24 protein-coding genes are annotated in these 26,911 nt (G+C 67.1%); 15 read left to right on the forward strand and 9 right to left on the reverse strand.

What is annotated here, in order from left to right; genetic code table 11:
• The first annotated feature begins 42 nt into the window (after nt 1-42).
• Complete coding sequence (locus AC16HO_RS14520) at nt 43-3,684, forward strand: DUF748 domain-containing protein (RefSeq protein ID WP_395641572.1); 3,642 nt, start codon at nt 43-45, stop codon at nt 3,682-3,684.
• Between the two features lie 270 nt (nt 3,685-3,954).
• Here the strand turns inward: AC16HO_RS14520 and cydX are convergent, their stop codons facing one another.
• The 5 genes from cydX to AC16HO_RS14545 form a co-directional block, all read right to left on the reverse strand.
• A complete protein-coding gene (gene cydX / locus AC16HO_RS14525) occupies nt 3,955-4,074 on the reverse strand; it encodes a cytochrome bd-I oxidase subunit CydX (protein WP_395641571.1) in 120 nt (39 codons plus the stop codon).
• Nucleotides 4,075-4,083: 9 nt separating this feature from the next.
• Entirely contained in the window at nt 4,084-5,214 is a 1,131-nt protein-coding gene (gene cydB / locus AC16HO_RS14530) for a cytochrome d ubiquinol oxidase subunit II (protein WP_395641570.1), read from the reverse strand.
• Entirely contained in the window at nt 5,207-6,757 is a 1,551-nt protein-coding gene (locus AC16HO_RS14535; protein WP_395641569.1) for a cytochrome ubiquinol oxidase subunit I, read from the reverse strand. The genes cydB and AC16HO_RS14535 overlap by 8 nt, the downstream gene beginning before the upstream one ends.
• Nucleotides 6,754-7,005, reverse strand: a complete 252-nt coding sequence (cydP, locus tag AC16HO_RS14540) for a cytochrome oxidase putative small subunit CydP (RefSeq protein WP_484335564.1) — start codon at nt 7,003-7,005, stop codon at nt 6,754-6,756. The genes AC16HO_RS14535 and cydP overlap by 4 nt, the downstream gene beginning before the upstream one ends.
• A gap of 110 nt (nt 7,006-7,115) precedes the next feature.
• The gene (locus AC16HO_RS14545) at nt 7,116-8,009 is read right to left on the reverse strand and encodes an ATP-grasp domain-containing protein (protein WP_395641567.1); all 894 of its coding nucleotides are present in this window, start codon (nt 8,007-8,009) and stop codon (nt 7,116-7,118) included.
• 137 nt (nt 8,010-8,146) lie between these two features.
• On the opposite strand from AC16HO_RS14545, the gene AC16HO_RS14550 reads away from it, so the two are divergent.
• Nucleotides 8,147-8,566 (forward strand): group III truncated hemoglobin, encoded by a 420-nt coding sequence (locus AC16HO_RS14550; protein WP_395641566.1) that lies wholly within the window; start codon nt 8,147-8,149, stop codon nt 8,564-8,566.
• Nucleotides 8,567-8,791: 225 nt separating this feature from the next.
• Here AC16HO_RS14550 and AC16HO_RS14555 read toward each other — a convergent pair whose 3' ends face one another.
• Nucleotides 8,792-10,429, reverse strand: coding sequence for an electron transfer flavoprotein-ubiquinone oxidoreductase (locus AC16HO_RS14555; RefSeq protein ID WP_395641565.1), 1,638 nt, complete (start codon nt 10,427-10,429; stop codon nt 8,792-8,794).
• A 134-nt stretch (nt 10,430-10,563) separates the two neighbouring features.
• Here AC16HO_RS14555 and AC16HO_RS14560 point away from each other — a divergent pair, with 134 nt between their 5' ends.
• The 3 genes from AC16HO_RS14560 to AC16HO_RS14570 all read left to right on the forward strand — a co-directional run bounded on the left by AC16HO_RS14560 (nt 10,564) and on the right by AC16HO_RS14570 (nt 14,041).
• Nucleotides 10,564-11,997, forward strand: coding sequence for an amidase (locus AC16HO_RS14560; RefSeq protein ID WP_395641564.1), 1,434 nt, complete (start codon nt 10,564-10,566; stop codon nt 11,995-11,997).
• Nucleotides 11,998-12,052: 55 nt separating this feature from the next.
• Complete coding sequence (locus AC16HO_RS14565; protein ID WP_395641563.1) at nt 12,053-12,658, forward strand: alpha-ketoglutarate-dependent dioxygenase AlkB family protein; 606 nt, start codon at nt 12,053-12,055, stop codon at nt 12,656-12,658.
• Nucleotides 12,659-12,751: 93 nt separating this feature from the next.
• The gene (locus AC16HO_RS14570; RefSeq protein ID WP_395641562.1) at nt 12,752-14,041 is read left to right on the forward strand and encodes a threonine/serine exporter family protein; all 1,290 of its coding nucleotides are present in this window, start codon (nt 12,752-12,754) and stop codon (nt 14,039-14,041) included.
• A gap of 46 nt (nt 14,042-14,087) precedes the next feature.
• Here the strand turns inward: AC16HO_RS14570 and AC16HO_RS14575 are convergent, their stop codons facing one another.
• The 3 genes from AC16HO_RS14575 to AC16HO_RS14585 all read right to left on the reverse strand — a co-directional run bounded on the left by AC16HO_RS14575 (nt 14,088) and on the right by AC16HO_RS14585 (nt 16,823).
• Nucleotides 14,088-14,408, reverse strand: a complete 321-nt coding sequence (locus AC16HO_RS14575) for an H-NS histone family protein (RefSeq protein WP_395641561.1) — start codon at nt 14,406-14,408, stop codon at nt 14,088-14,090.
• Between the two features lie 158 nt (nt 14,409-14,566).
• Entirely contained in the window at nt 14,567-16,267 is a 1,701-nt protein-coding gene (locus AC16HO_RS14580) for a proline--tRNA ligase (protein ID WP_395641560.1), read from the reverse strand.
• 97 nt (nt 16,268-16,364) lie between these two features.
• The gene (locus AC16HO_RS14585; RefSeq protein WP_395641559.1) at nt 16,365-16,823 is read right to left on the reverse strand and encodes a DUF4124 domain-containing protein; all 459 of its coding nucleotides are present in this window, start codon (nt 16,821-16,823) and stop codon (nt 16,365-16,367) included.
• A 136-nt stretch (nt 16,824-16,959) separates the two neighbouring features.
• Between AC16HO_RS14585 and AC16HO_RS14590 the strand changes: the two genes are divergently transcribed.
• The 10 genes from AC16HO_RS14590 to mprF all read left to right on the forward strand — a co-directional run bounded on the left by AC16HO_RS14590 (nt 16,960) and on the right by mprF (nt 26,832).
• Nucleotides 16,960-17,721, forward strand: coding sequence for a CDP-alcohol phosphatidyltransferase family protein (locus AC16HO_RS14590; protein WP_395641676.1), 762 nt, complete (start codon nt 16,960-16,962; stop codon nt 17,719-17,721).
• Entirely contained in the window at nt 17,718-19,424 is a 1,707-nt protein-coding gene (locus tag AC16HO_RS14595) for an ATP-binding SpoIIE family protein phosphatase (protein WP_395641558.1), read from the forward strand. Before AC16HO_RS14590 ends, AC16HO_RS14595 begins: the two co-directional genes overlap by 4 nt.
• Nucleotides 19,421-19,756, forward strand: coding sequence for an STAS domain-containing protein (locus AC16HO_RS14600; RefSeq protein WP_395641557.1), 336 nt, complete (start codon nt 19,421-19,423; stop codon nt 19,754-19,756). Before AC16HO_RS14595 ends, AC16HO_RS14600 begins: the two co-directional genes overlap by 4 nt.
• Before the next feature lie 2 nt (nt 19,757-19,758).
• Complete coding sequence (locus AC16HO_RS14605) at nt 19,759-20,556, forward strand: MlaE family ABC transporter permease (protein WP_395641675.1); 798 nt, start codon at nt 19,759-19,761, stop codon at nt 20,554-20,556.
• Nucleotides 20,557-20,677: 121 nt separating this feature from the next.
• Entirely contained in the window at nt 20,678-21,487 is an 810-nt protein-coding gene (locus tag AC16HO_RS14610) for an ABC transporter ATP-binding protein (protein WP_395641556.1), read from the forward strand.
• A 136-nt stretch (nt 21,488-21,623) separates the two neighbouring features.
• Complete coding sequence (locus AC16HO_RS14615) at nt 21,624-22,562, forward strand: MlaD family protein (protein ID WP_395641555.1); 939 nt, start codon at nt 21,624-21,626, stop codon at nt 22,560-22,562.
• Nucleotides 22,559-23,170 (forward strand): ABC-type transport auxiliary lipoprotein family protein, encoded by a 612-nt coding sequence (locus AC16HO_RS14620; RefSeq protein ID WP_395641554.1) that lies wholly within the window; start codon nt 22,559-22,561, stop codon nt 23,168-23,170. Before AC16HO_RS14615 ends, AC16HO_RS14620 begins: the two co-directional genes overlap by 4 nt.
• A complete protein-coding gene (locus tag AC16HO_RS14625; protein WP_395641553.1) occupies nt 23,167-23,637 on the forward strand; it encodes a hypothetical protein in 471 nt (156 codons plus the stop codon). The genes AC16HO_RS14620 and AC16HO_RS14625 overlap by 4 nt, the downstream gene beginning before the upstream one ends.
• Before the next feature lie 4 nt (nt 23,638-23,641).
• Nucleotides 23,642-24,121 carry a ribosomal protein S18-alanine N-acetyltransferase gene (rimI, locus tag AC16HO_RS14630; RefSeq protein WP_395641552.1) on the forward strand — a complete coding sequence of 160 codons (480 nt, stop codon included), beginning with the start codon at nt 23,642-23,644 and terminating at the stop codon, nt 24,119-24,121.
• 80 nt (nt 24,122-24,201) lie between these two features.
• Nucleotides 24,202-26,832: a bifunctional lysylphosphatidylglycerol flippase/synthetase MprF gene (gene mprF, locus AC16HO_RS14635; RefSeq protein WP_484335565.1), complete on the forward strand. Its 2,631-nt coding sequence runs from the start codon at nt 24,202-24,204 to the stop codon at nt 26,830-26,832.
• The last annotated feature ends 79 nt before the right edge of the window (nt 26,833-26,911 follow it).

Genomic DNA, 26,911 nt, shown 5'->3' on the forward strand with positions numbered 1-26,911 from the left:
GGGAGAATCCAACCCATCGGATTCGGTGACGGAACAAAACCCATGCCGGCATCGATCGCCTCGCTGACAACCCGTGCGCTGGCAGTGCGCGCGCGCCTGCTTGCGCTGCGCCATTCGCGCCGCGCGCGCAAGCTCGCGCTGATCGCCGCGGTCGTGCTGGTCATCTACGCACTGGCCGGGTTCTTTCTGCTGCCCGCGCTGTTGCAGCGCTGGGTCGACGCGAACGCCGCCAGACTGCTCGGCCGGCCCGCGTCGGTCGCCGCGCTGCAATTCAATCCGTTCACCCTCGAGCTCGGCGCCGACCAAGTGCATGTCGCCGACGTGGACGGCAAGGCGCCGTTCGTCGACATAGACCGCCTCGTGCTCAACGGCTCATGGACATCGCTGCTGCGCTGGGCGCCCGTGCTCGACGCGGTTGTGGTCGAACGGCCACGCCTCGCCCTCGCGCGCGCGGCGGATGGACGCTTCAACTTTTCCGACCTGATCGATCGTTTCCGCGCCGCGCCCGCGGCCGCAATGCAGGCCACGCCCACGGAACCGGCGCGTTTCTCGCTGTCGAACATTCGCGTGCACCGCGGCGAGATCCGCTTCGACGACAAGCCGACGAATGCGAGCCACCGTATCGACGACATCGAGATCGGCATCCCGTTCCTCGCCAACCTGCCCGGCGACGTCGACGTGTCGGTGCAGCCGCTGGTCGCGATGCGCGTCGATGGCAGACCGCTGCGCATCGAGGGCCAGACCAAGCCGTTCAAGCACAGTCTCGAATCGACGATCGATCTGACCGTGGACCGCCTCGACCTGCCGCAATACCTCGCCTACGTGCCTGCCGAGCTCCCGGTCGCGATACCGAAGGGCCTCGTTTCGGCCAGCGTGCGCGCGCATTTCGTGCAGGACAAGGCGATGCAGCAACTGCGCCTCGACGGCGTGGTCGTGCTCGACGATTTTGCGATGACGGACAAGGCGAAAGCACCGATCGTGGAAGCCGGCCGCGTCATCGCCTCGTTCGCCGACGTCGAGCCGTTGATCTCGCGCTACCGCTTCGGCAACGTCAATCTCGACCACGCCCGGCTGCGCTATGTCGCGCGACCGGGCGGACGCAGCAATTTCGATGCCTTGTACGCGAAGCCGAAACCGTCGGGCGACAAGGCCCGGGCCAGCGAGTTCGCGATCGCCAACCTCGGACTCGTCGCCGACCGCTTCGACTACGTCGACGAGACCGTCGCCGACGCGACGGCGACCGTCACGCTGACCGACCTTGCGGGTTCGCTGACCGGCCTCGACACGACCAAGGGCACGGCGGCAACAGTCGAGGTGACGGCGAAGCACAACGGCGGCGACCTCGGCACGCGCGGCAAGCTCGACCTGGCCGGGAGCCGCTACGCGGGCACGCTGGACGCGAAGAACATCGGCCTGGCACCGCTGCAGCCGTTCATGCTGCCGGCAGGCAGTCGCGCGACGATCCGCGGTGGGCAGCTCGACAGCGAAGGCAGCTTCGCCGCCGACTGGAAAGGCCTGTTCAACCTGCACGTCGAACCGGCCAGGTTGGCCTTGCGCGACGTGGCCATCGGTCCCAAGGATGCCAAGGAACCGGCGATCGCGTGGAAGGCGCTCGATATCGCGCTGACCCGGTTCGACCTCGCCGCAGGAGAGACCCGACAGGGCGACGTCGTCGTGCACGGCCTGCGCGTCAACGCGCGACGCGAGCACGACGGCCGCTTCGACCTCGCGCGCCTGATCGATGCCGGGCCGGCCACGAAAACCGCGGCGGCGGCGAAATCGGCCAGGCCGGCGCAGCCGTGGAAATGGAGCATCGCGCGCCTCGTTCTCGACGACGCCGGCGCGACGGTCGCGGACCACACCACGGCGAGGCCCACCGCGGTCGTGCTCAAGGCGGTCAAGGGCGACATCGGCGGCTTGAGCGAGGATATGAAACAACCGCTGAAGCTTGCCTTGAGCGGCGCGATCGACCAGGGCAGTTTCGAAGTCGACGGCAGCGTCAGGCCGATTCCGCTCGACGCCGACCTCCGCCTGAAGACGCGCGAGCTCGACATCGCCGGCCTGACCGCCTACGCCGAAGTGCCGCTCAACGTGCGCGTGGCTTCGGCGCTGGTGAGCAGCGACGGTACGCTGCGCTACACCGAGGGCAAGCTGGCGAAGATCGCCTACCGTGGCCGCGCCGCGCTCGGTCGCGCGCGCGTGCTCGACAAGCTGAGCGGCGACGACTTCGCCAGCGTGCGTGCGCTCAACATCGGCGCGATCGACTTTGTGCAGGACGGCAGTGCGCCGATGCAACTCAAGCTCGGCGACATCGCGTTGAGCGATTTCTACGCACGTATCATCATGAACGCCAGCGGCAGGCTCAACCTGTCCGAAGTCGCCGGCACGAACGCGGCGACACCCGTGTCGGTCACGCGGGCGCAGGAGCCGACGAATCCCGCGCCCGCGCCGCAGGCGGAATCACCTGCGCCGCAACAGCCCGCGGCAGCGAAACCGGCGGCAACCATCCATGTCGGCCAGATCACCTTGTCACGCGGCCGTCTCAACTACACCGACAACTTCATCAAACCCAACTACACCGCGAACATCACCCAGCTGTCGGGCAAGATCGACGCGTTCGGCACGGCCGGCGGCGAGCCCGCCGTCGTCACCTTGCGCGGGCGGCTCGACGACAACGCCGAGGTCGACATCGACGGCAGGATCAGTCCGCTCGCACCCGTCGCCTACGTCGACATCAAGGGCAAGGCCGACAGCGTCGAGCTGACCCACCTGTCCGCGTATTCGGTGAAGTACACCGGCTATCCGATCATCAAGGGCCGCCTCAACGCCGACGTGAGCTACCTGCTCGACCAGGGCAAGCTCAAGGCCGACAACCACCTCTACATCGACCAGCTCACCTTCGGCGACGAGAACAAGGACCCGGGTGCGAGCCACTTGCCGGTCAAGCTTGCCGTCGCCCTGCTCAAGGATTCCAACGGCGTCATCGACGTCAACGTGCCCGTGTCCGGCTCGCTCGACGATCCGCAGTTCTCGCTCGGCGGTGTCGTCTGGCGCGCCTTCGCCGGCATGATCGCGAAGGCAGCGACCGCGCCGTTCCGCCTGCTCGCCGCGGCATTCAAGGGCGGCGGCGGCGGCGAAGATCTCGGTTACGTTGAATTCGCGCCCGGTGCCGACCAGCTCGACGATGGCGCACGCGCCAAGCTCGAACAGATCGCCAAAATGCTGAACGCACGCCCCGCAATCAATCTCGGCATCGTCGGCCGCACCGACCCGGCCCTCGATACCAACGGCCTGCGCCGCGTGATGGTCGACGACCTGATCCGGCGCGAATACCTGCACGACCACAGCGACAGCGAGGAAGCCGCCGCGCAGCCGATGCCCCCCGCGGAAACCGAAAAATATCTCGAAGCGGCCTACAGGCACGCCGACTTTCCCAAGGAGAAGACCCTGGGCTTCCTGACCAAGTCACAGCCACCCGAAGAAATGCGCCGCCTGCTCGAAGCCAACGTCGCGATCGACGATTCCTCGATGCTGCACCTCGCCGAACGCCGCGCCGGCCACATCGTCGGCTTTCTCCACAGCAAGGTCGAGGACCGGCGCTTGTGGACGCTCGCACCGCAATTGACGCCCAAGGGCATCGACGACCAAGGCAAGACGACGCGGGTCGATTTCACTCTCCAGTAGCGCTGTACCCGGCCTCTTGCCCGTCCCGATTCTTGCTTGTCATTCGGGCGGATGCCGGGCTTTCAACGGCAAAGGGCTGGCCATCCGGCCTTCGCTCGCTCTGTCCGCTTCCGCTCGGTTTTCCGCGGGCGGCGCGCGGGCTGCGCTCCTTTCTTGTGCAAAGAAGGCGGCCCAAGAACAAGGCCCGGATGCCGCGCTCGCGGCTTCGCCACGAGGACATGCCGGAGTGACCAGCCCGCCGGCTGCGGAGAGCCGCGAGACGGCGCTGAACTAGGGCTCGTCCCGGGCGGACCTCGCTTGCGAGTCTGCATGCAGCTCGAACCACATCGCATTGAGGATCGCGAAGCTGCAAGCGAGTCCGATGCCGAGTATCCAGCTGAAATACCACATGGCGCTCTCTCAATAACCCAGATGGTGTTTGATCTGCTCGAACGTCACCCGTCCGCACAACACACGATAGACCCAGCTCGTGTAGGCAAGCACGATGGGCAGGAACACGACGACGACGATGAGCATGATGCCGAGCGTGCGCTGGCTCGACGAGGCGTCCCACACCGTCAGGCTGCTGCGTGGATCGAGACTCGAGGGTATCAAGAACGGGAACAGCGCGAAGCCGGCCGAAAGGATGGTTCCGGCGCAGACCAGCGAGCTGGCAAGAAACGCGGCGAAGTATTTCTGCGCCGCGATCAGCACGAAGTTGGCCAGCGCCGCGACGAGCGCGAGCACCGGGGCCAGCCAGAACAGGGGATGCGCGGCGTAGCCCGCAAGCCAGCGGCCCTGCAGGACGACCTGCTTGAGCAGTGGATTCGACGGCGCCGCGCCATCGATCGGCGACACGATCGCATAGCCGGGCAGACCGAACGCGAGCACCGCGCCGGCAACCAGGTAGAGCACGAGGAAGGCAAGCGACGCGCTGCGCGCGACCTTGCCGGCGCGCTGCGCTAGCGAAGCATCGGCCTTGAATGCGGCATAGCTCGCGCCATGGGCGAGCAGCATCGTGATGCTGACCAGGCCACAGAGCAGTGCGAACGGCGTGAGCAGGCCGAAGAAACCGCCCTCGTAGCTCATGCGCATCTCCGCATCGAGGCGGAACGGCAGGCCGAGAAACAGGTTGCCGAAGGCGACGCCGAAGATCAGCATCGGCACCAAGCCGGAGACGGTCAACGCCCAGTCCCAGGCATTGCGCCAACGCGCGTCAGCGAGTTTGTTGCGATAGCTGAAGCCGACCGGGCGCAGGATGAACGCCGCCAACAGCAGGAACATCGCCACGTACAGCCCCGAAAACGCGATCGCGTAGACGAACGGCCAGGCCGCGAACACCGCGCCGCCGGCGAGGATGAACCAGACCTGGTTGCCCTCCCACACCGGCTCGATCGTTTCGAGCAGCACGCGCCGCTCCTCGTCGTTGCGGCCGAGCACGCGCAGCAGCGCGGCGATGCCGAAGTCGAAGCCGTCCATGATCGCGAAGCCGATCAGCAGCACGCCGAGGATCAGCCACCACAGCAGGCGCAGGGTTGCGTAGTCAGGCATGTGCTTCTCCCGGCGGCCAGATGCCCAATCCATCAGGTCCGTGCCGCACGTATCGGCGCATCAGGAAGAAGTCGACGACTGCAAGCGCAGTATAGAAAACCACAAATCCACAAAGGGAAAAAAGCACCTGTCCAGCGGAAACCGAGGACACGCTCAGCGCGGTCGGCAGCACACCCTCGATCGCCCACGGCTGGCGCCCGTACTCGGCAACGATCCAGCCGAGTTCGATCGCGAGCCACGGCAGCGGCAGGCTGTACAGCGCGAGCTTTAGATACCAGCGCCGCGTATCGAGCCGGCGTTTCGAGGCCAGCCAGAACGAATAGCCGAACAGCGCGATGAAATAGAGGCCGCAGCCGACCATGATGCGGAACGCCCAGAACAACACGGGCACGTTCGGGATCGTGCTGTTCGCCGCGGCCCGCACGTCGGCCGGGGTCGCCTGCGCTGGATCGGCGATGACCTTGCGCAGCAGCAGCGCATAGCCGAGGTCGGCCTTGTGCGCATCGAAGTCGGCGCGTGCGCGCGCGTCGTTGCGGTCGGCGCGCAGGCGCTGCATCGCGGTGTAGGCGATGCGGCCGCTTTCGATGCGTCGTGCGGCTTCGTCGACGAGCTGGTTGATGCCCGGCAGCACGCCGTCGAGCGAGCGCGTGCCGATGATGCCCATCACCCACGGGACATGGATAGCCAGATGGGTCGTGCGCTCGGCCACGTCAGGCCAGCCGAACGCGGTGAACGAGGCCGGTGGCGTTTCCGTCTCCCACATCGCCTCGATCGCGGCGAGCTTCATCTTCTGGTTTTCCGAGACGGTGTAACCCGATTCGTCGCCGAGCACGACGACGCTGAGTGCGGAAGCAAGACCGAAACTCGCCGCCACCGTCATCGAGCGTTTGGCGAACTCGATGTTGCGGCCCTCGAGCAGGTACCACGCACTGATCGAGAGCACGAACATCGCGCCGAGCACGTAGCCCGCGCTTACCGTGTGCACGAACTTCGACTGCGCGACCGGGTTGAACATGACGGTCGCGAACGAAGTGACCTCCATGCGCATGGTGTCGAGGTTGAATTCGGCACCGACCGGGTTCTGCATCCACGCGTTCGCGATCAGGATCCACAGTGCGGACAGGTTCGTGCCGAGCGCGAGCAGCGACGTGACGATCAGGTGTTTCACCTTGGACAGCCGATCCCAGCCGAAGAAGAACAGACCGATGAAGGTCGCCTCGAGGAAGAACGCCATCAGGCCCTCGATCGCGAGTGGCGTGCCGAATACGTCGCCGACGTAGTGCGAGTAGTACGCCCAGTTCGTGCCGAACTGGAACTCCATGGTCACGCCGGTGGCCACGCCCATCGCGAAGTTGATGCCGAACAGCACGCCCCAGAACTGGGTCATGCGCTTCCAGATTTCGCGCCCGGTCATGACGTATACCGCTTCCATGATCGCCAGCATCCAGGACAGGCCCAGGGTCAGCGGCACGAACAGGAAGTGGTACAGCGCAGTCAGCGCGAACTGCAGGCGCGACAAGATGACGACGTCGTTGTCGATCATGGCGCGGGCTCGCCTCGGCGCTGGCCGGCGGGTTGGCTTGCGGGCGCAGCGGCGGCGGGCGCGCCGCGGATCGCGTCGTACACCTGGTCGGGCGAGGTGTCCGCGCGCGGCTGCGGCGCGACGAAGATTAAGTAGATCGCGGCGAGCAGGACGATCTTGAACACGATCAGCCAGAGCAAGTGGCGGCGGTAGCGGCGCCCCTCGACCGAACGGAACCACGACGGCGCGGAGTCCGTACAGAGAACCACGGCTACTGGCGCATGGCTGAGCATGCGCACAGTCTAACGCGATCGCGAGGCGCGGAAATGCGCTGCGCCGCCGCAGTCCCGCGCGCTGTCGACCGGTATGCCCGCGGCCATCAGCCGAGCCGCGCAGCGAGCACTTGGGCGAAGCGTCGTGCGGCACCTTCGGCATGGGCGAAGAACAGCGAAGGTTCGGTCAACTCGAGTTCGAGTACGCAGGGTTTGTCCGTGCCGTCGCGGATCAGGTCGACGCGCGCGTACGGCAACGGGCCGCCGAACGGAATCGCGGCGATCGCGCTTTCCGCGACGCGCAATTCCTCCGCGGTCGGCGTGCGCGGGGTGATGTGCTCGGCGGCGAACAACGCACGCGTCGGTCCTTCGCCACGACGCAGCAGCGCCCCCTTGCGGATGGCATGGCTGAACTGGCCGTCGAAATGGATCAGCGCGGTTTCGCCGTGTGCGTCGACCCGGTCGAGGTAGGGCTGCAACAACGCGCTGCGCCCCGCCGCGAGCAGGCGCTGCGCGTGCGCGAGCGCGGCGGTGCGCTCCTCGTGTCCGTAGCGCTGCGCATCGCGCGAGCCGGCGCCGACGCTGGGTTTAACCACGAACTCACTGGTCTCGTGCTTGTGCAGAAAGCGATCGAGCAGCGCCGCGGCATCTTCGCCCGGTTCGATGAAATGGCTCGCCACGGTCGCCACGCCCGCGCGCGCGAGGTCGCCGAGGTAGTGCTTGTCGGTATTCCAGCGGATCACGTCGAGAGGGTTGAGCAACTGTGTCGCACGGCTTGCGCGCGCGGCCCAGTCGAGGAATTCGTGCAGGCGCGTCGTGTAGTCCCAGGTCGAGCGCAGCACAGCGAGTCGGTAGCGCGACCAGTCGGCACTTGCATCGTCCCAATTCACGATGTCGAAGCCCAGGTCTTGCGCGCGCAGCGCGTCGGCCAATGGCGGCAGGTCTTCGTCGAGATCGCGCGCCGCGGCGGCGGTGACGAGGGCGATGCGAGGCTGGGGCATGCAATTGTCCTGGGTGGGAAAACATGCAGTTTCCCACGACGCGGACCGGCCTGTCTCGCCACGCCTTGATCCGGGTCAAGGCGAAACCCATTTGACACAGGTACCCTGCTCAGCCCGCGCCCCGATCGTATCCGCCCATGTCCACGCCTTCCCTCGACGAAACCCGCATCGCCACACTCGTCGACCGCTTCTACGACAGGGTGCGCATCGATCCGCGGCTCGGCGCGGTATTCAATCCGGTCGTCGCGGATTGGAATGAACACAAGCGTCTGCTGACTTCGTTCTGGTGCTCGGTTGTGCTGCGCACTGGCACCTATCGCGGCAATCCGATGGCCAAGCATCTGCCGCATGCGATCGACGCGGCGCATTTCGAACGCTGGTTGCAGTTGTGGGGCGAAACCGCGCGCGACGTGCTCGATGCCGACGCGGCTGCGGTCATGGTCGAGTACGCCACGCGCATCGGCGACGGCCTGCGCCTCGGCCTCGGGCTTCCGCGCGCACGCCATGCGCGTGGTCTCGGCATTCCGATCGTCGGAGCGCCGCCGCGCGCGAGTTGATTCGATGTCGCGCAACCGGTACGCCGGCGCCGGATCGAATCAGCTGGAACGAACCATGCTTGTTCGATCGGTTGACAGTCCACTGATCAAAAATCCGTGCGGATACTTCTCTGGGTCGCGCCCCCCCAACGAACGCAGGCAGTCGAGCAATGACCCATCCGGCGGACGAACTCAGACTGATCTTTTTTGTCCCTCCCCATTCATGCCTGTCCAGAAGCCGCACGGTCAAAGATTTTGGTAATTCGGTCCACTCCCGCCCTCGGGCGTCACCCAGGTGATGATCTCGTAGGGATCCTTGATGTCGCAGGTCTTGCAATGCACGCAGTTGGCGGCGTTGATCTGCAGGCGTTTGCCGGCTTTGCTTGATTCGTCGGCGACGATTTCGTAGACGCCGGCGGGGCAGAAGCGCGTGCAGGGGTTCTGGTATTCGCTCGCACACCTGGTCACGCAGACCTCGGTGTCGGCAACATGCAGGTGCACGGGCTGGTCTTCGTCGTGCTCGGTCGCGGCGAAGTAGACGGAAGCCAAGCGGTCGCGCGGGGCGAGCGTGCGCTCGAGGTAGCCGAGGCGCTTCTGGTCCTCGGCGACGGTGTCGCCGGGCGCGACTTTTTTCAGCGAGGACCAGTCGGCATGGTTTTTCAGCGTCCACGGCGAAAGTCCCGCGGTGACGGTTTCCCAGCCCGCGTTGGCAAGGCCAAGCCACAGGCCCTTGTTGAAGCCCGGGCGGATATTGCGCACCTTCTTGAGCTCACTCATCACGACCGAGCCACGCAGCTTCGCGTCCCAGCCGGCCGATGCTTTCGCAGTGATGACATGTTCGGCGGCGAGCATGCCCGAGCGGATCGCCTGGTGCGTACCCTTGATCTTCGGCACGTTGAGCAGGCCGGCGGAATCGCCGATCAGCATCGCGCCGGGCATCTCGACCTTCGGCAGCGACTGGTAGCCACCTTCGACGATGGCGCGCGCGCCGGCCGAGACGATGCTGCCGCCGTCGAGCAGCGGCTTGATGTGCGGATGATTCTTGAGCTGCTGGAATGCCTCGAACGGCGACAGCAGCGCGTCGGAATAGTCCAGGCCGGTGACGAAGCCGATCGCGATGCGGTCGTTGTCGAGGTGATAGAGGAAACTGCCGCCGTAGGTCGCGCCGTCCATCGGCCAGCCGACGGTGTGCATGACCTTGCCAGGCGTGGTGCGGCCCGCGGGCACCTGCCAGAGTTCCTTGATGCCGATGCCGAAGGTTTGCGGATCACGGTCCTTGTCGAGTTCGTATTTCGCGATCAGCTGCTTCGACAGGTGGCCGCGGCAGCCTTCGGCGAGAATCGTGATCGGCGCGACGATGTCGATGCCCTGCGTGTAGCCGGGCTTGTGCGATCCGTCCTTGGCCACGCCCATGTCGCCGATGCGCACGCCCTTGACCGCGCCGCTCTCGTCGAACAGCGGTTCGCTCGCGGCGAAACCTGGATAGATTTCGACACCCAATGCCTCGGCCTGCGGTGCCAGCCACGCGCACAGCGCGCCGAGCGAAACGATGAAGTTGCCGTGATTGTGCATCTGCGGCGGCGTGATCGGCGACTTGATCGCGCGCGCGTGGTCGGGCAGGTACCAGAATTCGTCCTCGCTCACCGGCACGCAGACCGGCGGCGGATTCTTGCCCCACTCCGGCAGCAGTTCGTTGAGCGGCTGCGGCTCGATCACCGCGCCGGACAAAATCTGCGCACCGATCGTCGAGGCCTTCTCGATCACGCAGACGCGGATGTCGGGCTGCAACTGCTTGAGCCGGATCGCGAACGCGAGCCCGGCAGGGCCGGCACCGACGGTGACGACGTCGTATTCCATCACGTCGCGTGGGGTGGAATCGCTCATGCTGGCTCTCTCGCGGACGGGTTGGTATGGAAATGGAATTGTGCGGGTTTGCCGCGTGGGCGGCAATTGTGCATTTGCACGTTCCGCCAACACCAATTCGGTGATAATGCGACAGGGATCGGGGGTATGAGCTGATGAACATCGAATTGAATCCGGATGCCGCGCAAACTCTGAAGCCGTTGCCGCCGCCGGAGGCGCAGCGGTTGCGCGGCGCGGATCTGTGCCAAACCCTGCACTGGCTCGCGGGCGCGCGCGTGAGCGCCACCGCCTTGACCCAAACGTATCTCGACGCGATCGCGGCGCGGAATGCCGAACTCAACGCCTACGTCGCGCTCAATCCCGCCGCCCGAGCCGAAGCCGCGGCCAGCGATGCGCGCCGGGCAAAGGGAAAATTCGGCCGCCTCGACGGCGTGCCCGTCGCGATCAAGGACAACTTCGACGTCGCCGGGCTCGCGACCGCCTGCGGCCTGCCGGGCGCGCATGTGCCCGCACACGCCGACGCGCACGCGGTCGCGCGCCTGCGCGGCGCCGGTGCGGTGATTCTCGGCAAAACCCACGTGCCGGAAGCCGCTCTCGGCGCGACCAGCAACAACCCGCACCTCGGCGCCGCACACAATCCGTTTCGCCATGGTTACCAGGCCGGCGGATCTTCGGGCGGCTGCGCGGTCGCGGTCGCGGCGGGACTTGCCGCCGTCGCCATCGGCTCGGACAGCCTGGGTTCGATCCGCATCCCGGCAAGCTATTGCGGCCTGTTCGCGCTCAAACCCACGCACGGCGAAATTTCCACGCGCGGGATGATTCCCGCCGCGCGCCGCCTCGACTCGGTCGGCCTGATCGCGCGCAGCGTGCACGATCTCGGCGTGCTGCTGCACGTGCTCGGCGGCCACGATCCGGCCGATCCGCGCTCGCGCCGGCGCCGCGTCGATCTCGCCCTGCCCGATTGGGAGCCGGGCAAGTTGCGCGTCGGCCTGCTCGGCGATCCCGGCGCGTTCGGCATCGAGCCCGGGGTGGCGAGGGCATTCGAGCGCGCGTTGATGGTGTTGACCCACGAACTCGAAAACCGTTGCGACGTCGGCTTCGGCGATTTCGATCTGCCGCGCGCGCGACGTGCGGCGTTCTTCATGATCGAAGCCGAGATGCTGGCGACGCACGCGCGCGCGATCGCCGACCCCGCGCATCCGGTTTCGGCCGAGATGCAGGCCTGGCTGGCCTACGCACGCAGCAAGTCCGCCGCCGACTACGTCGCCGCCGATCACCTGCTCGATGCCGCCGTCGTCGCCGCGCGCAGAATGTTCGAGCAGGTCGACGTGCTGGTCACGCCGACTACGCCGCAAACCGCGTTCCCGCTCGAAGCGCCGCTGCCCGACAACGCCGGCGACTTCACCTGCATCGCCAACCTCGCCGGCCTGCCCGCAGTCACGATCCCGATGGGCATGACCCTCGACGGCCTGCCTTGCGGGATGCAGTTCGTCGGCCCGCCCGGCTCGGACCTGCGCCTGCTCGAGCTCGCGGAAGTGTGCGCGGCGGCGCTTGATACGGCACCGGGCTACCCGTGCGGTCAACCCTGACCGCGAAGATCACCCGGCGGCCCTCCGTGGCCGCACTCGTCCGCTTCGTTTTTTCGTGACGACAGGACTCGACTGGCGGCGTTTCGATCTACCGGGGGCCGATGTGCGCCTCGCGCAATTTTGCGACGACGCGCAAGCCGCACGCTGGTTCGCGCGGCTGCATGAGGAAATCCCCTGGGAGCAGCATCGCCTGCGCATCTTCGGCCGCGAAATCGACGCGCCGCGGCTGTCGCGCTGGATCGGCGATGCCGAAGCGGTCTACACCTATTCGGGATCGCGCTTCGTGCCAAGCGCATGGACGCCGGCGCTCGCCGAACTGCGCGCGGTGGTTTGCGCACACGGCGCGGAGTGCTGCAACAGCGTGCTCGCCAACCTCTACCGCGACGGTCGCGATTCGATGGGTTGGCACAGCGACGACGAACCCGAGCTCGGTTCCGAGCCGGTGATCTGGTCTTTCAGCTTCGGCGGCGTGCGCCGCTTCCGCCTGCGCCATCGGCACGATCCGCGCCTGCGTCTCGAACTCGAGCTGGCTGCGGGCAGCCTGCTGCGCATGGCCGGGACCACGCAGCACCACTACCGCCACGACCTGCCGAAAACCGCGCGTACGGTCGCCGCGCGGATCAACCTGACGTTCCGCACCATCCGTGCGCTCGATGGCTGACGCCACAGTTCGCGCCGACAGCGTTGCCGGCGGCGGCGCGCAACGACTTCGATGTCCGCTCCGCGCGGCGATCGCGGATACAATTCGCGGGGTATGGCAACCACCCCGATCTTGAACGAGTCCGTCGACGCGGAGCAGCGTCCGCTCGTGCTCAGCGCGTGCGCGCCGCTGCACGCGCGCATCGCCTTCGTCCTCGAAACCGCGCGCCGGCTGCACCAGTACGGCACGTCAGCGCCGCGCCTGGAAAGCGCGCTGGATCGGCTGAGCACGCGCCTCGACCTCGACGTGCAGGTCTGGTCGAGCCCGACCGCGATCATCATTTCGTTCGCCGACGGCGGCGACCGCGAGCGTGTCGCCGAGACGACGCGTGTCATCCGCCTCTCGCCGGGCGACATCGACCTGCGTCATCTCGCCGAGGTCAACGACATCGCCGACAAGGTGATCGCGGGTGAGCTCGACATCGCGCAAGGCTCGCTTTTGCTGCACACGCTGGGCGATCGCATCGGCCCGCGCGCGCGCGCGCACGAGGTACTCTGCTACGGCCTCGTCTCGGCGACACTGGCCACACTGATGCACGGCGCCTGGGTCGATGTCGCCAGCGCGGGCAGCATCGGCCTCGTGGTCGGCCTGATCGCCGATGTCGCCGCACGCAGCCAGCGCATGCGCCTGGCGCTCGAGGCGCTGAGCGGCCTGGCTGCGACCGTGCTCGCCACGCTGATCAGCGTCCACATCGCCCCGCTGACGTTGAAGATCACGGTGCTGGCCAGCCTGATCGTGTTGTTCCCCGGCATGGTGCTGACGACCGCGGTGCGCGAGTTGTCGACACGCCATCTCGTCTCCGGCGTCGCGCGCTTCGCCGATGCGATCGCGACCCTGATCAAGCTGGCGTTCGGCACGCTGGTCGCGAACCAGTTGTGCAAGGTGCTCGGTCTTGTGCCGCCGTCGGCCGCACTGGCGCCGGTGCCCGACTGGACGGCCTGGGTCGCGCTGGTGTTCGGTGCGTACGGCTTCGCCGTGCTGTTTCGCGCGGCACGACGCGATTTTCCGCTGGTCATGAGCGCGGCCGTGCTCGGTTATGCGATCACCTATTTCGGCGGACGCGAATTCGGCCCCGAGTTCGGCGTGTTCCTCGCCGGGGCGATCATGGGCGCGCTGAGCAACCTCTACGCGCGCATCAGCGACCGTCCGGGTGCGCTGGTGCGCGAACCCGGCATCATCCTGCTCGTGCCCGGCAGTCTTGGATTCCTCACCATATCCGCGATCGTCGGCAGCGACGTGTTCCTCGGCATCAACACCGCAGTCTCGCTGTTCGCGATCCTGGTGTCGCTGGTCGCCGGCCTGCTGTTCGGCGATCTGATCGTTTCCCCGCGGCGCGTGCTGTAAAAAAAGCCGGCGGTTGGCCGGCTTTTTGTTTCCATTCGCGACGCGATCAGATCAGAAGATCCTTTTCCTTCTTGCCCGCGGCCAATGCCGCAGTGAACCAGCGCGGACGCTTGCCGCGACCTGACCAGGTCTCCCCGCGATCGGCCGGGTTGCGATACTTCGCCTTGGCCGGACGGCGCGTCTTGCGCACCGGACCGCGGCCGGCGAACAGCTGTTCGAGCGTGATGCCCTCGTTCTCGAGGATGGCGAGGATTTTCTCGCGCACCTTGACGATATTTTCCTTGGCCAATTCGTGCTTGCGCGATTCGGCACGCTGGATCAATTCGCTCAGCTGATTCTGATTCAAACCCTTGATGTCGATTGCCATTCATTTTCCTCATTCTGGATTGCGCTGACGGATCCATGGGCACGGCGCCACGGAAGCCGGCAGCCTGTGATTGTAATTGGCAAAAAGAAATGGCTCGTTAAAATCGCGAAATCGCGAATCGGCGGCGATTTCAATGCCGGCGGCAAAAGGGTCGGGCTCTATCCGCGCGCCAGCGCAATCACTTCCGCGCGCGTAAGCTGGCGACTTTCGCTGTCGCGACGCGCGCGGTATTCGAACGTGCCCGCGGCGAGGCCGCGTTCGGACACGACGATGCGATGTGGAATGCCGATCAGCTCGATGTCGGCGAACATCGCACCCGGGCGCAGGCCGCGGTCGTCGAGCACGGTGTCGATGCCGGCCGCGTTCAATTCGGCGTACAGAGCCTGTGCGGCCGCGTTGACGTTGGCATCGTTCTTCGGATTGATCATGCACACGGCCACTCGCCACGGCGCCATCGGCTCGGGCCAGATGATGCCGGCGTCGTCGTGGTTCTGCTCGATCGCCGCGGCGACGATGCGCGAAACGCCGATGCCGTAGCAGCCCATCTGCATCGGCCGGTTCTTGCCGTCGGCATCAAGCACGCTCGCGTTCATCGCCTCGGAATACTTCGTGCCGAGCGCGAACACATGACCGACTTCGATGCCGCGCGCGATTTTAAGCGTGCCTTTTCCATCGGGTGACGCATCGCCTTCGACCACCTTGCGGATATCGGCGACGACGTCCGGCTCTGGCAAGTCGCGCACCCAGTTCACTCCGGCGATATGGAAATCGACCTTGTTCGCCCCGACGACGAAATCGGTCATCGCCGCGACTTCGCGATCGGCGACGATGTTCACCTTGCCGCGATCCACGCCGACCGGACCGAGATAGCCGGGCTTGGCGCCGAGCGCGTCGACGATTTCCTGCTCGTTGGCGAGCCGGTATTCGGCAAGACCCGCAATCTTCTGCAGCTTGACCTCGTTGACCTCGTGGTCGCCGCGCACGAGCGCGAGGACGAAGCCTTGTTCGCCATTCACGCAGACCGACTTCACCGTGCGCCTGATATCGATGCCGAGCAGCGCGGCGACGTCGGCGCAAGTCGACTTGCCCGGCGTCGGCACGTCGTGCATCGCCTCGCTCGCGGTGGCGCGCGGCCCCGGCGGCAGCGCGGAGGCGAGCTCGACATTGGCCGCGTAGTCCGACGTGTCGGAAAACACGAGCGCATCCTCGCCCGACTCGGCGAGCACCTGGAATTCGTGGCTGCGGCTGCCGCCGATCGCGCCGGTATCGGCGTTGACCGCGCGGAAGGCGAGGCCGAGGCGGGTGAAGATGCGCGCATACGTCGCATACATGTTGTCGTACTCGCGACCCAGGCTGGCCTCGTCGATGTGGAACGAGTATGCGTCCTTCATCAGGAATTCGCGCGCGCGCATCACGCCGAAGCGCGGGCGGATCTCGTCGCGGAACTTCGACATGATCTGGTAGAAGTTGACCGGCAACTGCTTGTAGCTCTTGAGCTCGCTGCGGGCGAAGTCGGTGACGACTTCCTCGGCGGTCGGCGCGTAGCAGTACTCGGCCTCCTTGCGATCCTTGATCTTGAGCAACTGCGGGCCGAATTTCTGCCAGCGGCCGGTCTCCTCCCACAGCTCGCGCGGCTGCACTATCGGCATCGCCACTTCCAGGGCGCCCGCGCGATTCATCTCCTCGCGCACGATCGTCTCGACCTTCTGCAGCACTTTCAGGCCCAGCGGCGACCAGGTGTAGAGGCCCGCGGCATGCTTGCGCAGCATGCCCGCGCGCAGCATCAGCCGATGGCTGGCGATTTCCGCGTCGGCGGGCACTTCCTTGACGGTGGCGAGATGGAACTGGGACAGGCGCATGGCGGTTCGCGGGACTCGAGAGGGCCCGCGATTGTAGCGGCTGTGCATGGCGCGGCCAAACCGCGGGGCCGCAATGAAACCCGGTTGCCGGGTTCGATCAGCCCGGATTCTGGCAATAGCTGGCAACGCTCTGGCTCGCCGCCGCGGTGCGGTCGGCGCGCGTTTTTGCATCGAGCGGCTTGCCGGTGGAATCGGCGACCTGGAATTTGCTCTGCAGCAGATCGAGCGCGGCGCGCGACTGCTCGCACAGGCGCTTGCGGTTTTCCGGCGTGTCGGGCAGCGCGGTCGGCGCCGGCTCGACCGGCTTGGCGGCGTCGGCCGGTGCCGATTCCGGCTTTTTCTCCGCCGGATCGGCGACCGGGGCCTCGGTGCCGGCCAGGCGTACGCGCTGCGCCGAATCCGCGTCCTGCGGGGCGGTATCGGAGTAGTGGACGACGCCGTTCTTGTCAGTCCATTTGTACAGCTCGGTCGCACTTGCGAAGCCGCCGGCAAGCAGTGCGGCCAGCGCGAACGATGCGCTGGCACGACGGATCGAAACGACGCGGACGCGGGACATGGGTGCTCCGGGGTGGCAAGACGCGGAAGATTCTAGCTCCGCGAGGGCTTGCGGTACACTTTTGCCACCGAGAACTACGGGGACCCGCGTGGATTCCACTTCCGGCCAACCGCCGAAACCGCATCGCGGCATCTACCTGCTGCCGAACCTGTTCACCACGGGTGCGCTGTTTTCAGGTTTCTACGCCGCGCTCGCCGCGTTCGCCGGGAACTACGTCGCGGCCGCGATCGCCGTGTTCGTCGCGGCGATCCTCGACGCGCTCGACGGCCGCGTCGCGCGCCTGACCAATACGCAGAGCGAGTTCGGCGTGCAGTACGATTCGCTCTCCGACATGTGCAGCTTCGGCCTCGCGCCGGCGATCGTGATGTATGCTTGGTCGTTGTCGACACTGAAGGCCTACGGGCCGTTCTGGGGCAAGGTCGGCTTCGGTGCGGCCTTCGTCTATGCGGCCTGCGCCGCGCTGCGCCTGGCCCGCTTCAACACCCAGGTCGGCGTCGCCGACAAGCGCTACTTCCAGGGCTTGGCCAGCCCCGCCGCAGCGGGCTTGCTGATGTCGTTCGTCTGGGCGACGACCGAATACGGCATCGACGGCACCATGGCCCAATTCGTCGCACCGTTCCTGACCGTGCTCGCGGGCGGACTCATGGTCAGCCGTGTGCGCTACTGGAGCTTCAAGTCGGGCCCGAAGTCGGACAAGGTGCCGTTCGCGATCATCCCGCTCGCCGTGCTCGTCCTCGTCGCGCTGTATGTCGACACGGCGCCGGTGCTGTTCCTGATCGCGCTGCTCTACGTGATCTCCGGGCCGGTGCTGACCCTGTGGGGCATGCGCGCGGCGCGCGGCCGCCGCGAGGAGCGCGGCGACGAGAACAAGTCAGGCGCGGAGCCGCCACCGCCGTGAACGCGGCGCGCCCGGTTGCCGCCGATTCGCGCGATGCGGCGCGCGCAGGCGGGCGGCGTGCGCTGGGTTTCCTCGCCGATCTGTCGCAGTCGCTGGCGGTGTCGCTCGACCTGAAGACGACGCTCGGGCCGGCACTCGCGCGCATCCTCGATTTCATGCATGCCGAAGGGGCCTCGCTGTTCCTGCTCGATCCGGCGACGCATCTGCTCGAATGCAAGATCTGCGCGGGCCCGGTCGACATCGTCGGTCTCAAGCTCGAAGTCGGCCAGGGCGTTGTCGGCCGCGCGGTGGCCGAGAATGCGCCGCAGCGCAGCGACGACGCACGCCGCGACACGCGCGTCAACACGCGCGTCGATGCCGAAACCGGTTTCGTCACGCGCGCGATCCTGTGCGTGCCGCTGGCGACCGCGCAGGGCGCGCTCGGCGCGCTGGAAATCATCAATCGCCGCGACGGCGGCGCGTTCGACGACGATGATGCGGAGATCCTGCGCCTGATCGCGGCGCCGATGGCGCTGGCGATCAACAATGCGCGCCTCGCGCTCGAGGTCGCCGAGCAGCAGCGCATCCGCCGCGAGATGACGCTGGCGCGCTCGATTCAGAAATCGCTGCTGCCGCGGCGGCGGCGCGGGCGCTTTCCGCTGATCGGCGTCAACCTGCCGGCGCACGAGATCTCGGGCGACTTCTACGACTATTTCGACCTCGCCGACGGCCGCCTCGCGTTCTTCATCGGCGACATTTCCGGCAAGGGCCTCGACGCGGCGTTTCTCATGGTGCGCGTGGCCAGCCTGCTGCGCTGGAGCGGCAACGCCGCGCCCGCGCCGGCCGCGTGGCTGCGCGAGGTCAACATCGAGTTGTGCAAGACCTTGCAGAACGGTCGCTTCGTCTGCGCCGTCGTCGGCATCTACGACCATCGCACGCGCGCGGCCATCATCGCCAATGCGGGCTTCCCACCCGCGCTGCTCGACCACGGTGGGCGATTCGAGGAATTGCCGGCCGACGGCCCGCCTCTCGGCATCCTCGCCGATGCCGGGTACGCCGAGCGCACGATCGACCTCGGCAGCGCCGCGCTGTACCTGTTTTCCGACGGGGCCACCGACGTACGCGAAGGCGTGCGCGCGCGCCTCGGCGCCGAAGGCCTGCGCGAGTTGATCCGCCGCTATGCCGCACTCGCGCCCGAGCCGCGGCTGCGCGCGCTGATCGGCGAGTTGAAGCGGCGCCGTCTGGTCGACGACACAACCTTGCTGCTGCTGCAGGAGCCGCGCGGCAGCGAAGTACGCGAGCTGCTCGCGCTGCGCTTCCCGGCCGCCCCCGGCGAGATGCGTCGCGTGCGCGCCGAGCTGCGCACCGCGCTCGATGCCGAGGACGTGTCGCCGGAATTGCGCGACCGCCTCGTCCTCGTCGTCGACGAAGCATGCACCAACATCATGCGCCACGCGTACTGCGGCGGCGAAAGCGGAACGATCGCGCTACGCATGACGCGCGAGCGCGACGTGCTCGATTTCGAGCTGCGCGACGAGGCGCCTTGCGTCGACCCGCAGCGGATCCGTCCGCGCGACCTGTCCGAGTGCCGCGCCGGCGGCCTCGGCGTCGCCTTCATCGATGCGACGATGGACGCCTGGCACGTCGAAGGCGTGCCGGGCGGTCGCGGCAACCGTCTGCTCATGCGCAAACACATTCCCGCAAAAACAGGGGGCGACCCGTGAACGCCAACGAATGCACCAGCGAAACCCTTGGCGACTACGTGCTCGTGCGCCTCAGGGGCGAAGTCGACCTGTCCTGGTCGCAGCAGGTACGGCGGGCGATCCTCGACGCACTGGCCGATACCGGCAAGGTCGGCGTCGAATTGTCCGAGGTCAGCTATATCGACTCGTCCGGCATCGCCGCGCTGGTCGAGGGTTTCCAGAACGCGCGCAGCCGCAACCGCAAGTTCGGCCTCGTCGCGGTCAGCGCGGCGGTGATGGCCGTGCTCCAGCTCGCGCGCCTGGATCGCGTGTTTCCGATCTTCGCCGATCTCGACGCAGCAAGGTCGGCGTGAGCATGGATGCGATCACGCGCCCGCTCGAGTCGCTGGGCCGCACGACATTGAAGTCGCTCGCCGGCATCGGTCACGCGGCGATGCTGCTCACGGAAAGCATCGGCTTCGCGCTGACCGGCTGGCGCCGCGGCCAGCCGGTGCGCGTCGCGTCCGTGTTCGAGCAGATGCGCCAGATCGGCGTCGACGCGCTGCCGATCACGGCGCTGCTCGCGCTGGTCATCGGCATCATGCTCGGCATCCAGTTCGTGGCCGCGTTGTCGGAATTCGGCGCGCAGTCGCAGGTCGTCGTCGCCGTGGCCAAGTCGGTGACGCGCGAATTCGGCACGCTGATCACGGCGATCCTCGTCGCCGGGCGTTCGGGATCGGCGCTGGCCGCGCGCATCGGTTCGATGAACGTCTCGCAGGAAGTCGATGCACTCGCGGTGATCGGCATCGATCCGGTGCGCTACCTGGCCGCGCCAGCGCTGTTCGCGATGCTGATCATGCTGCCCGCGCTGACCCTCTTCGCCGACGCGATTTCGATCCTCGGTGCCGCGCTCTATTCCGCGCCCGCGCTCAACGTTTCGCCCGGCGCATATATTGCGCAGACGCTGGCGCAGCTGACGCCGGGCGATATCGGTCAGGGCCTGGCCAAGTCGGTGGTGTTCGCGATCCTGATCTCGCTGATCGGCATCAGCACGGGCTTCTCGGTCGCGGGCGGCGCCGAAGGCGTCGGCCGCGCGACCACGCGTTCGGTCGTGCTGTCGATCTGCTACATCATCGTGGCGGACATGATCTTTTCGTTCTTCCTCAATCGATGACGGGCATCAGCGACAAAACAGTGTGCGGCGTGCGGAATGAGCGCAGAGCCGCGTTGTCGCCGCTGCTTTTTCCGCTCGCCGCCCACCGCTCGTCGCTTGCCGTCGCCCCGAGGTTCCTGTCGTGAATGCCTCCGCTTCGCTCATCGAAGTCTCCCAACTCGAAGCCTGGTACGGTCGCCGCCGCATCCTCAAGGGCGTCGATTTCAACGTACGCGCGGGCGAGATCCGCGTGATCATGGGTGGATCCGGTTCAGGCAAGAGCACGCTGCTGCGTCATCTGCTCGGCCTGCATCGGCCGCGCGGCGGCTCGATCAAGCTGCTCGGCGTCGATATCGGCCGGGCGAGCGAGGCGCAGATGCTCGGCATCCGCCGGCAGATCGGCGTGTCGTTCCAGGGCGGCGCGCTGCTGACCTCGCTCAGTGTCGGCGACAACGTCGCGCTGCCGCTGCGCGAGCTGACTTCGCTCGACGAGAACACGATCCGCATCATGAGCCGGCTCAAGCTCGAAGTGGTCAACCTCGGCGGCTTCCAGGAGCTGATGCCGGCGCAACTGTCCGGCGGCATGATCAAGCGCGCGGCGCTCGCGCGCGCGATCGTGATGGATCCGAAACTGCTGTTCTTCGACGAGCCTTCGGCCGGCCTCGACCCGGTCGTCTCCGCCGAACTCGATGAGTTGATCCTGCGCCTGCGCGACGCGCTGCGCATGACCATCGTCGTCGTCACCCATGAACTCGAAAGCGCGTTCAAGATCGCCGACACGATCACCGTGCTCGATCAGGGTGAGATCCTGATGACCGACACGGTCGACAAGGTGCGTCACGCCGACAACGAGCGCATCCAGGACCTGCTCAACCGGCGCCCGCGCGAGACGCCGGTCGATGCCGACGCCTATCTGCGCCGGCTGACCGAAGAGCATGCCGCGCCGGTTTGAGGGCGGCTTGCGCGAACGCGCTCGCGATGCGGGTCAGCACGTCCGGCCTGCGCTCGATTGCCCTCGCGCCGCCAGCGGCCGTGTATGATTTCGGCATGCGGCGCCAGGGTCGCAACCATTCCGGAGCAGGGCACGGGTGAAACGCGACAACATCAACTACGTGCTGGTCGGCGCCGTCGTCGCGGCGGCGTTCGCGCTGTTGCTCGTCGCACTCGCTGCGATCACCGGGCGCGGCTCGGCGAGCACCGACTACGTCGCGCGTTACCGCAACGTCACCGGTCTGCGCTACGGCGCGCCGGTGTTCTACGAAGGCTTCCGCATCGGCCAGGTCAGCGCGATCGACCCCGAACGCGGCGCGGCCGGGGGCAAACCCGAGACGCGCTACAAGGTGACGCTGGCCGTGCGCCGCGACTGGCCGATTCCGAAGGATTCGGTCGCGCGCCTGACCTCGACCGGGCTGCTCGCCGACGTCGCGATCGGCATCAGCGAGGGCGCGAGCGTCGACGTCGCCAAGCCGGGCAGCGAACTCGCCGGGGTCGAGAACGCCGATCTGTTCACCTCGATGAACACGCTCGCCGCGCAGCTCGGCGACCTCGCGCACAACCAGGTCTCGCCCCTGGTAAAGACGCTGACCACGCATGTCGACTCGATCGCGAGCCAGCTCGACGAAAACACGCCGGAGATCGTCGCCCAGTCGCGCCAGTTGCTGCAGCGGCTGAACTCGGCTTCGAGCTCGGTCGACGACCTGCTCAAGCCGCAGAACCGCGCCGCGATCGGCGCGATCCTGGGCAACGTGCAGACCCTGACCCACGATCTCGCCGAGACCCGGGCCAAACTCAACAGTGCGATCACCCAGCTCGACGAGGTGATCCGCGAGAACCGCCCCGGCGTGCGCGATTCGGTCGATGACCTGCGCGGCATCCTCGCCTCGCTGTCCGAACGCATCGATTCGATCACGCAGAATCTTGCCGTGGCCGCACGCAATTTCAACGAGTTCTCGCGCGAAGTGCGCATGAGCCCGAACCGCCTGCTGATCGCGCCGAAACGCGACAAGGTAGAGGAGGAGCCGAAATGACGTGGTCGCGCCTGTTCGCCGCGTGCGCGGCTTTGCTGACCCTCGCTGCCTGCTCGCCGCCGACCGTTCCCGACGTCACCTACTATTCGCTGCCGCCGATGGCGCCGCCGCCGCACCTGCAGAAGCCGCTGACGGTGCTGCCGATCGAGGTGGCCACGTTCCGCTCCGAAGGTGTCTACGCCGAGCAGTCCGTGCTCTACGCGACCACGCCCGATGCCGGCGCGCTGCGCGCCTACCACTATCAGCTGTGGAGCGATCCGCCTTCGCGCGGCCTGCAGGCGCGACTGACCAACCGCTTGCGCGAAGCGGGAGTCTCCGCGCTCGTCACCGACCGCCTGCCGGCGAGCGTGCAAGCACTGCGCATCAAGGGCCGCATCCTGCGTTACGAGCGCGTGCCGCAGGCGCAGGGCGCCGTCGCCCAGGTCGCGTTCGAGATGCGCGTCGAGCAGGACTCCGGCGAACCGCTGCTCGAGCAGAGCTACCGTGCCGAGCAGGCCGCGTCGGGCGAGACCATGGCTGCAACCGTGCAGGCCTTCGGTGCCGCGGTCGACGCCGCGTTTGCGCAATTCCAGGCCGACCTCGTCGCGCTCGAAGGCGGCAAGTCGTGATGGACGCGACGCGCCTGTCCCTGCTCGAAGCGATGGGCATCGATGTCTATGCCCTGCGCACACGCGGCACATCGGCCGCGCCGTCGGTGATGACGGTTGACGCCGACGTCGGCAACCCGGCCAAACTGGCCATCGTCTGCGCGCGCGGTGTGCGCGCCGATGCGCGGCTCGCGCGCCTGTTCAAGCACTTGCCGCAAACGCTGGGCGTCGCCGCTGCCGCGATCGAATGGCTCGAAGCCGGCGCGGAGGGCGAGCTCGTGGGCACGGCGGATGCGCCCGCCTATCTCGTGATCGGCGCGGCGATGGCCCGCGCGCTCGGCGTGCATTTGTCCACGATGCAGCAGAATGCGGCGACGATCGCGGTCACCGCCGATCCCGCGTTGCTGCTCTGCGCGGCTGCGGACAAGCGCGCGCTGTGGCATTCGCTCAAACCGCTCGCGCGCCGGCTGCGCGGAACCGCGGGCTGAGGCGATGGTCGCGATTCTCGCCGAACCGCGCTCGCAGATGCGCGCCATGCGCATCGATGACATCGACGCCGTCGCCGCGATCGAATCGGTCGCCTACGAATTCCCGTGGACGCTTGGCATCTTCGGCGACTGCCTGCGTGCGGGCTATGAATGCTGGGTGCTGCAGCGGGGCGAGGAAGTTCTCGGCTACGGCATTCTTTCGGTCGCCGCGGGCGAGGCGCATCTGCTCAACGCCTGCATCGCACCGGCGCATCAGGGCCGCGGTCACGGCCGTCATCTGGTCGGGCGCATGATCGAACTCGCGCGCTGGCATCGCGTACAGCGCATCTTCCTCGAGGTACGCCCCTCGAACCTCGCTGCCGTTGCGCTCTATCCGACGCTGGGCTTCAACGAGATCGCCGTGCGGCCGAACTATTATCCGGCCAAGCACGGACGCGAAGACGCGATCGTGATGGCAATGGAGTTGCTGCCGCCCGAAAGCTGATCGCCGCCACCGGTCATGCCGCGAGTGACCGGCTGGCACGATTGCCTGCGATAATGCGCGCGCCAGCGCACAGCCACGTCATGACCGAACCCGGCAGTACCCTCCCTCATCGCCCCGCCTCGTCCGGTGCGCTCGCGCGCCTGCGCTGGCTTGTGCCGTTGGCGTTCCTCGCGGTGACCGGCTGGCTGCTGTGGCACGAGATCGGCACGCAGTTCGACCTGCCCGAGATCCAGCGCACCCTGCTCGACGTACCGACCGCGCCGGCGCTGGGCATCGCCCTGCTCGCGCTGTTCGCGGTCGCCTTTACCGGCCTCGTCGACGGTCTGATCGGGCATTGGCTCGGGCTGGGCCTCGCCTGGCGCGACTACCTGCGCCTGTCGTTCGTGGCCAATGCGCTGGCGAACACGCTGAACCTTTCCGGGGCGATGGGCGCGGGCATCCGCTTGATGGGGCTGACCTCGCACAAGGTGCACCTGCCGCGTGCGGCGGCGCTGATCGGCATGCAGGCGCTGTCGCTGCCGCTCGGCCTGTCGCTGCTCGTCGTGCTCACCTTGATGACGCATTCACTGCCGCTGACCGCGAGCACGACCGAACGCACGATCGCCTACCTCGTGCTCGCCGCGGCCGCGCTGTATCTGCCGCTGTATTTCGTGCTGACTACGCAGCGGAAACTGATGCGCTGGCTGCCGCACGATCTTGGTCTGCCGCCGCTGCGCCTGAAGATCGAACTCGTCGCCGTCTCGCTGCTTGACTGGATCCTCGCAGCGGCAGTGCTGTGGGCGTGTTTCTACATTTCCGGCGCGCACGTCAAACCCGGCCTGCTGCTCGGCGCGTTCGCCGGCGCATCGGTGCTGGGATTGGTCAGCCAGGTGCCGGGCGGCCTCGGCGTGTTCGACGGTTTGATTCTGATCGCGCTCAAGGACGCCGGTTACGACCCGCCGGTGATCGTGTCGGGCCTGATGCTGTTCCGTCTCGCCTACTACCTGCTGCCGCTGCTCGCCGGGCTCTACCTCGGCTCGGAGATGTTCACCCAGAACTCGCAGGCGCTGGCGCGGCTGCGCCTGCGCCTCTCCGGCCATCCGCTGTTCGGCCTGCTCGGCCTGCCCGCGGTGCTGCTCGCCGACCTCGGCACGCGCTTGGTGGCGATCCTGACCTTCCTCGCCGGCGCGCTGCTGCTCGCTTCCGCGGCGACGCCCTCGGTGATCGAGCACGTCAACGTCGTGCGCCAGCATCTGCCGATCCTGTTCGTCGAGAGCGCGAGCTGGTTCTCGATCCTCACCGGCGTGCTGCTGCTCGGCCTCGCGCGCGGCATCGACGGCCGCCTGCGTGTGGCCTATCGCCTGACCATGTGGCTGCTGCTGATCAGCGCCGGTCTCGCGGTGACCAAGGGCCTGCATTTCGGCGAAGCGCTGTTCCTGATCGCCGTCGCCTTGCTCCTGCGCACGCGCAAGCGCGTGTTCATGCGACGCGCGATGACGCTCGGCGCGATGACGCAGGCAGGCTGGTACGCAGGCCTCGCCGTCTGCGTGCTGGTGTTCTTCGCGGTCGGCGCCGCGCAGGTGCTCGGCGATGACTCGTTCGACCTGTTCTATTTCGGTTTCGGCGAGCACACCTCGCGCATCGGCCGCGGCCTGGTCGCCGCGACCTTCGGCCTCGTCGTCTATTTCATCTGGCAGTTCTTCGCCGTGCGCAGGCCGGAACTGTCGCTGCCCAACCGCGGCGACCTCGAACAGGCGCGCGCGATCTACCGCGCGCATGGCGGCGGCGAGTTCGCCCATCTCACTTTCATGCGCGACAAGCATCTGTTCTGGGCCGCCGACCATCGCGCCGTCGTCGCCTACGGCAGCGTGCGCAACCGCCTCGTCGCACTCGGCTCGCCGTGCGGACCGGAGAGCCTGATCGACCAGGCCATCCTCGAATTCCGCCGCCACGCCGACACGCAGGACCGCGTGCCGATTTTCTACGAAGTGCTCGAACCGGACCTCTCCCATTTCCACGACGCCGGCTTCGACCTGTTCAAGCTCGGTGAACTCGCGATCGTCAAGCTCGACGAATTCTCGCTCGCGGGCAAACGCTGGGAGGACCTGCGCCAGGCGGTCAACCGCTCGGTCAAGGAGCGGCTGACGTTCGAGATGATCGCCCCGCCGCACGATTCGACGCTGATCGCGGAAGTGCGCGAAGTCTCCGATGCGTGGCTTGCCGACAAGGGCTCGGTCGAAAAAGGGTTCTCGCTCGGCCGCTTCGACGGCGACTATCTCGACTGGAGCGCGCTCGCCCTCGTGCGCCGTGCCGGTTGCCTGATTGCCTTCGCCAATTTCGTTCCCGGTTACGGGCCGAACGGCACCGCCAGCGTCGACCTGATGCGCCATGTGAGCGACGCGCCGCGCAGCACGATGGATTTCCTCTTCGCCAAGGTCATGCTGTGGGCGCAGGCGCAGGGCTATCCGCAGTTCAGCCTCGGCATGGCGCCACTGTCGCGCGTCGGCGACAACCCGTACGCGCGCATCAATGAACGCCTCGCCTCGCTCGCGTTCCGCTACGGCAACAACCTTTACAACTATCAAGGCGTGCGCCGCTACAAGGACAAGTTCAAGCCGGAATGGATCGGCTCTTACCTCGCCTACCCACGCGGCGCCTGGGTGCCGGGCCTGCTGATCGATATCGCCGCGCTGGTCGCGGGCGGTTACGGCCGGTTCCTGTTCAAGCGCTGAGAATCCGCCCTCAAAGCCGCTGCGCTTTGACAGCGGATTCTGAACGCCAGCCCGAAAGTCGGGATGCGGCGGCGCAGCA

It is taken from the genome of Rudaea sp. (genome assembly GCF_057139185.1).

Excerpts from the sequence above, each read along its gene's own strand:
- AC16HO_RS14520 (WP_395641572.1), top strand. The coding sequence starts at position 43 with ATGCCGGCATCGATCGCCTCGCTGACAACCCGTGCGCTGGCAGTGCGC.
- cydX (WP_395641571.1), bottom strand. The coding sequence starts at position 4,074 with ATGTGGTATTTCAGCTGGATACTCGGCATCGGACTCGCTTGCAGCTTC.
- cydB (WP_395641570.1), bottom strand. The coding sequence starts at position 5,214 with ATGCCTGACTACGCAACCCTGCGCCTGCTGTGGTGGCTGATCCTCGGC.
- AC16HO_RS14535 (WP_395641569.1), bottom strand. The coding sequence starts at position 6,757 with ATGATCGACAACGACGTCGTCATCTTGTCGCGCCTGCAGTTCGCGCTG.
- AC16HO_RS14545 (WP_395641567.1), bottom strand. The coding sequence starts at position 8,009 with ATGCCCCAGCCTCGCATCGCCCTCGTCACCGCCGCCGCGGCGCGCGAT.
- AC16HO_RS14550 (WP_395641566.1), top strand. The coding sequence starts at position 8,147 with ATGTCCACGCCTTCCCTCGACGAAACCCGCATCGCCACACTCGTCGAC.
- AC16HO_RS14555 (WP_395641565.1), bottom strand. The coding sequence starts at position 10,429 with ATGAGCGATTCCACCCCACGCGACGTGATGGAATACGACGTCGTCACC.
- AC16HO_RS14560 (WP_395641564.1), top strand. The coding sequence starts at position 10,564 with ATGAACATCGAATTGAATCCGGATGCCGCGCAAACTCTGAAGCCGTTG.
- AC16HO_RS14570 (WP_395641562.1), top strand. The coding sequence starts at position 12,752 with ATGGCAACCACCCCGATCTTGAACGAGTCCGTCGACGCGGAGCAGCGT.
- AC16HO_RS14575 (WP_395641561.1), bottom strand. The coding sequence starts at position 14,408 with ATGGCAATCGACATCAAGGGTTTGAATCAGAATCAGCTGAGCGAATTG.
- AC16HO_RS14580 (WP_395641560.1), bottom strand. The coding sequence starts at position 16,267 with ATGCGCCTGTCCCAGTTCCATCTCGCCACCGTCAAGGAAGTGCCCGCC.
- AC16HO_RS14585 (WP_395641559.1), bottom strand. The coding sequence starts at position 16,823 with ATGTCCCGCGTCCGCGTCGTTTCGATCCGTCGTGCCAGCGCATCGTTC.
- AC16HO_RS14605 (WP_395641675.1), top strand. The coding sequence starts at position 19,759 with ATGGATGCGATCACGCGCCCGCTCGAGTCGCTGGGCCGCACGACATTG.
- AC16HO_RS14620 (WP_395641554.1), top strand. The coding sequence starts at position 22,559 with ATGACGTGGTCGCGCCTGTTCGCCGCGTGCGCGGCTTTGCTGACCCTC.
- rimI (WP_395641552.1), top strand. The coding sequence starts at position 23,642 with ATGGTCGCGATTCTCGCCGAACCGCGCTCGCAGATGCGCGCCATGCGC.
- mprF (WP_484335565.1), top strand. The coding sequence starts at position 24,202 with ATGACCGAACCCGGCAGTACCCTCCCTCATCGCCCCGCCTCGTCCGGT.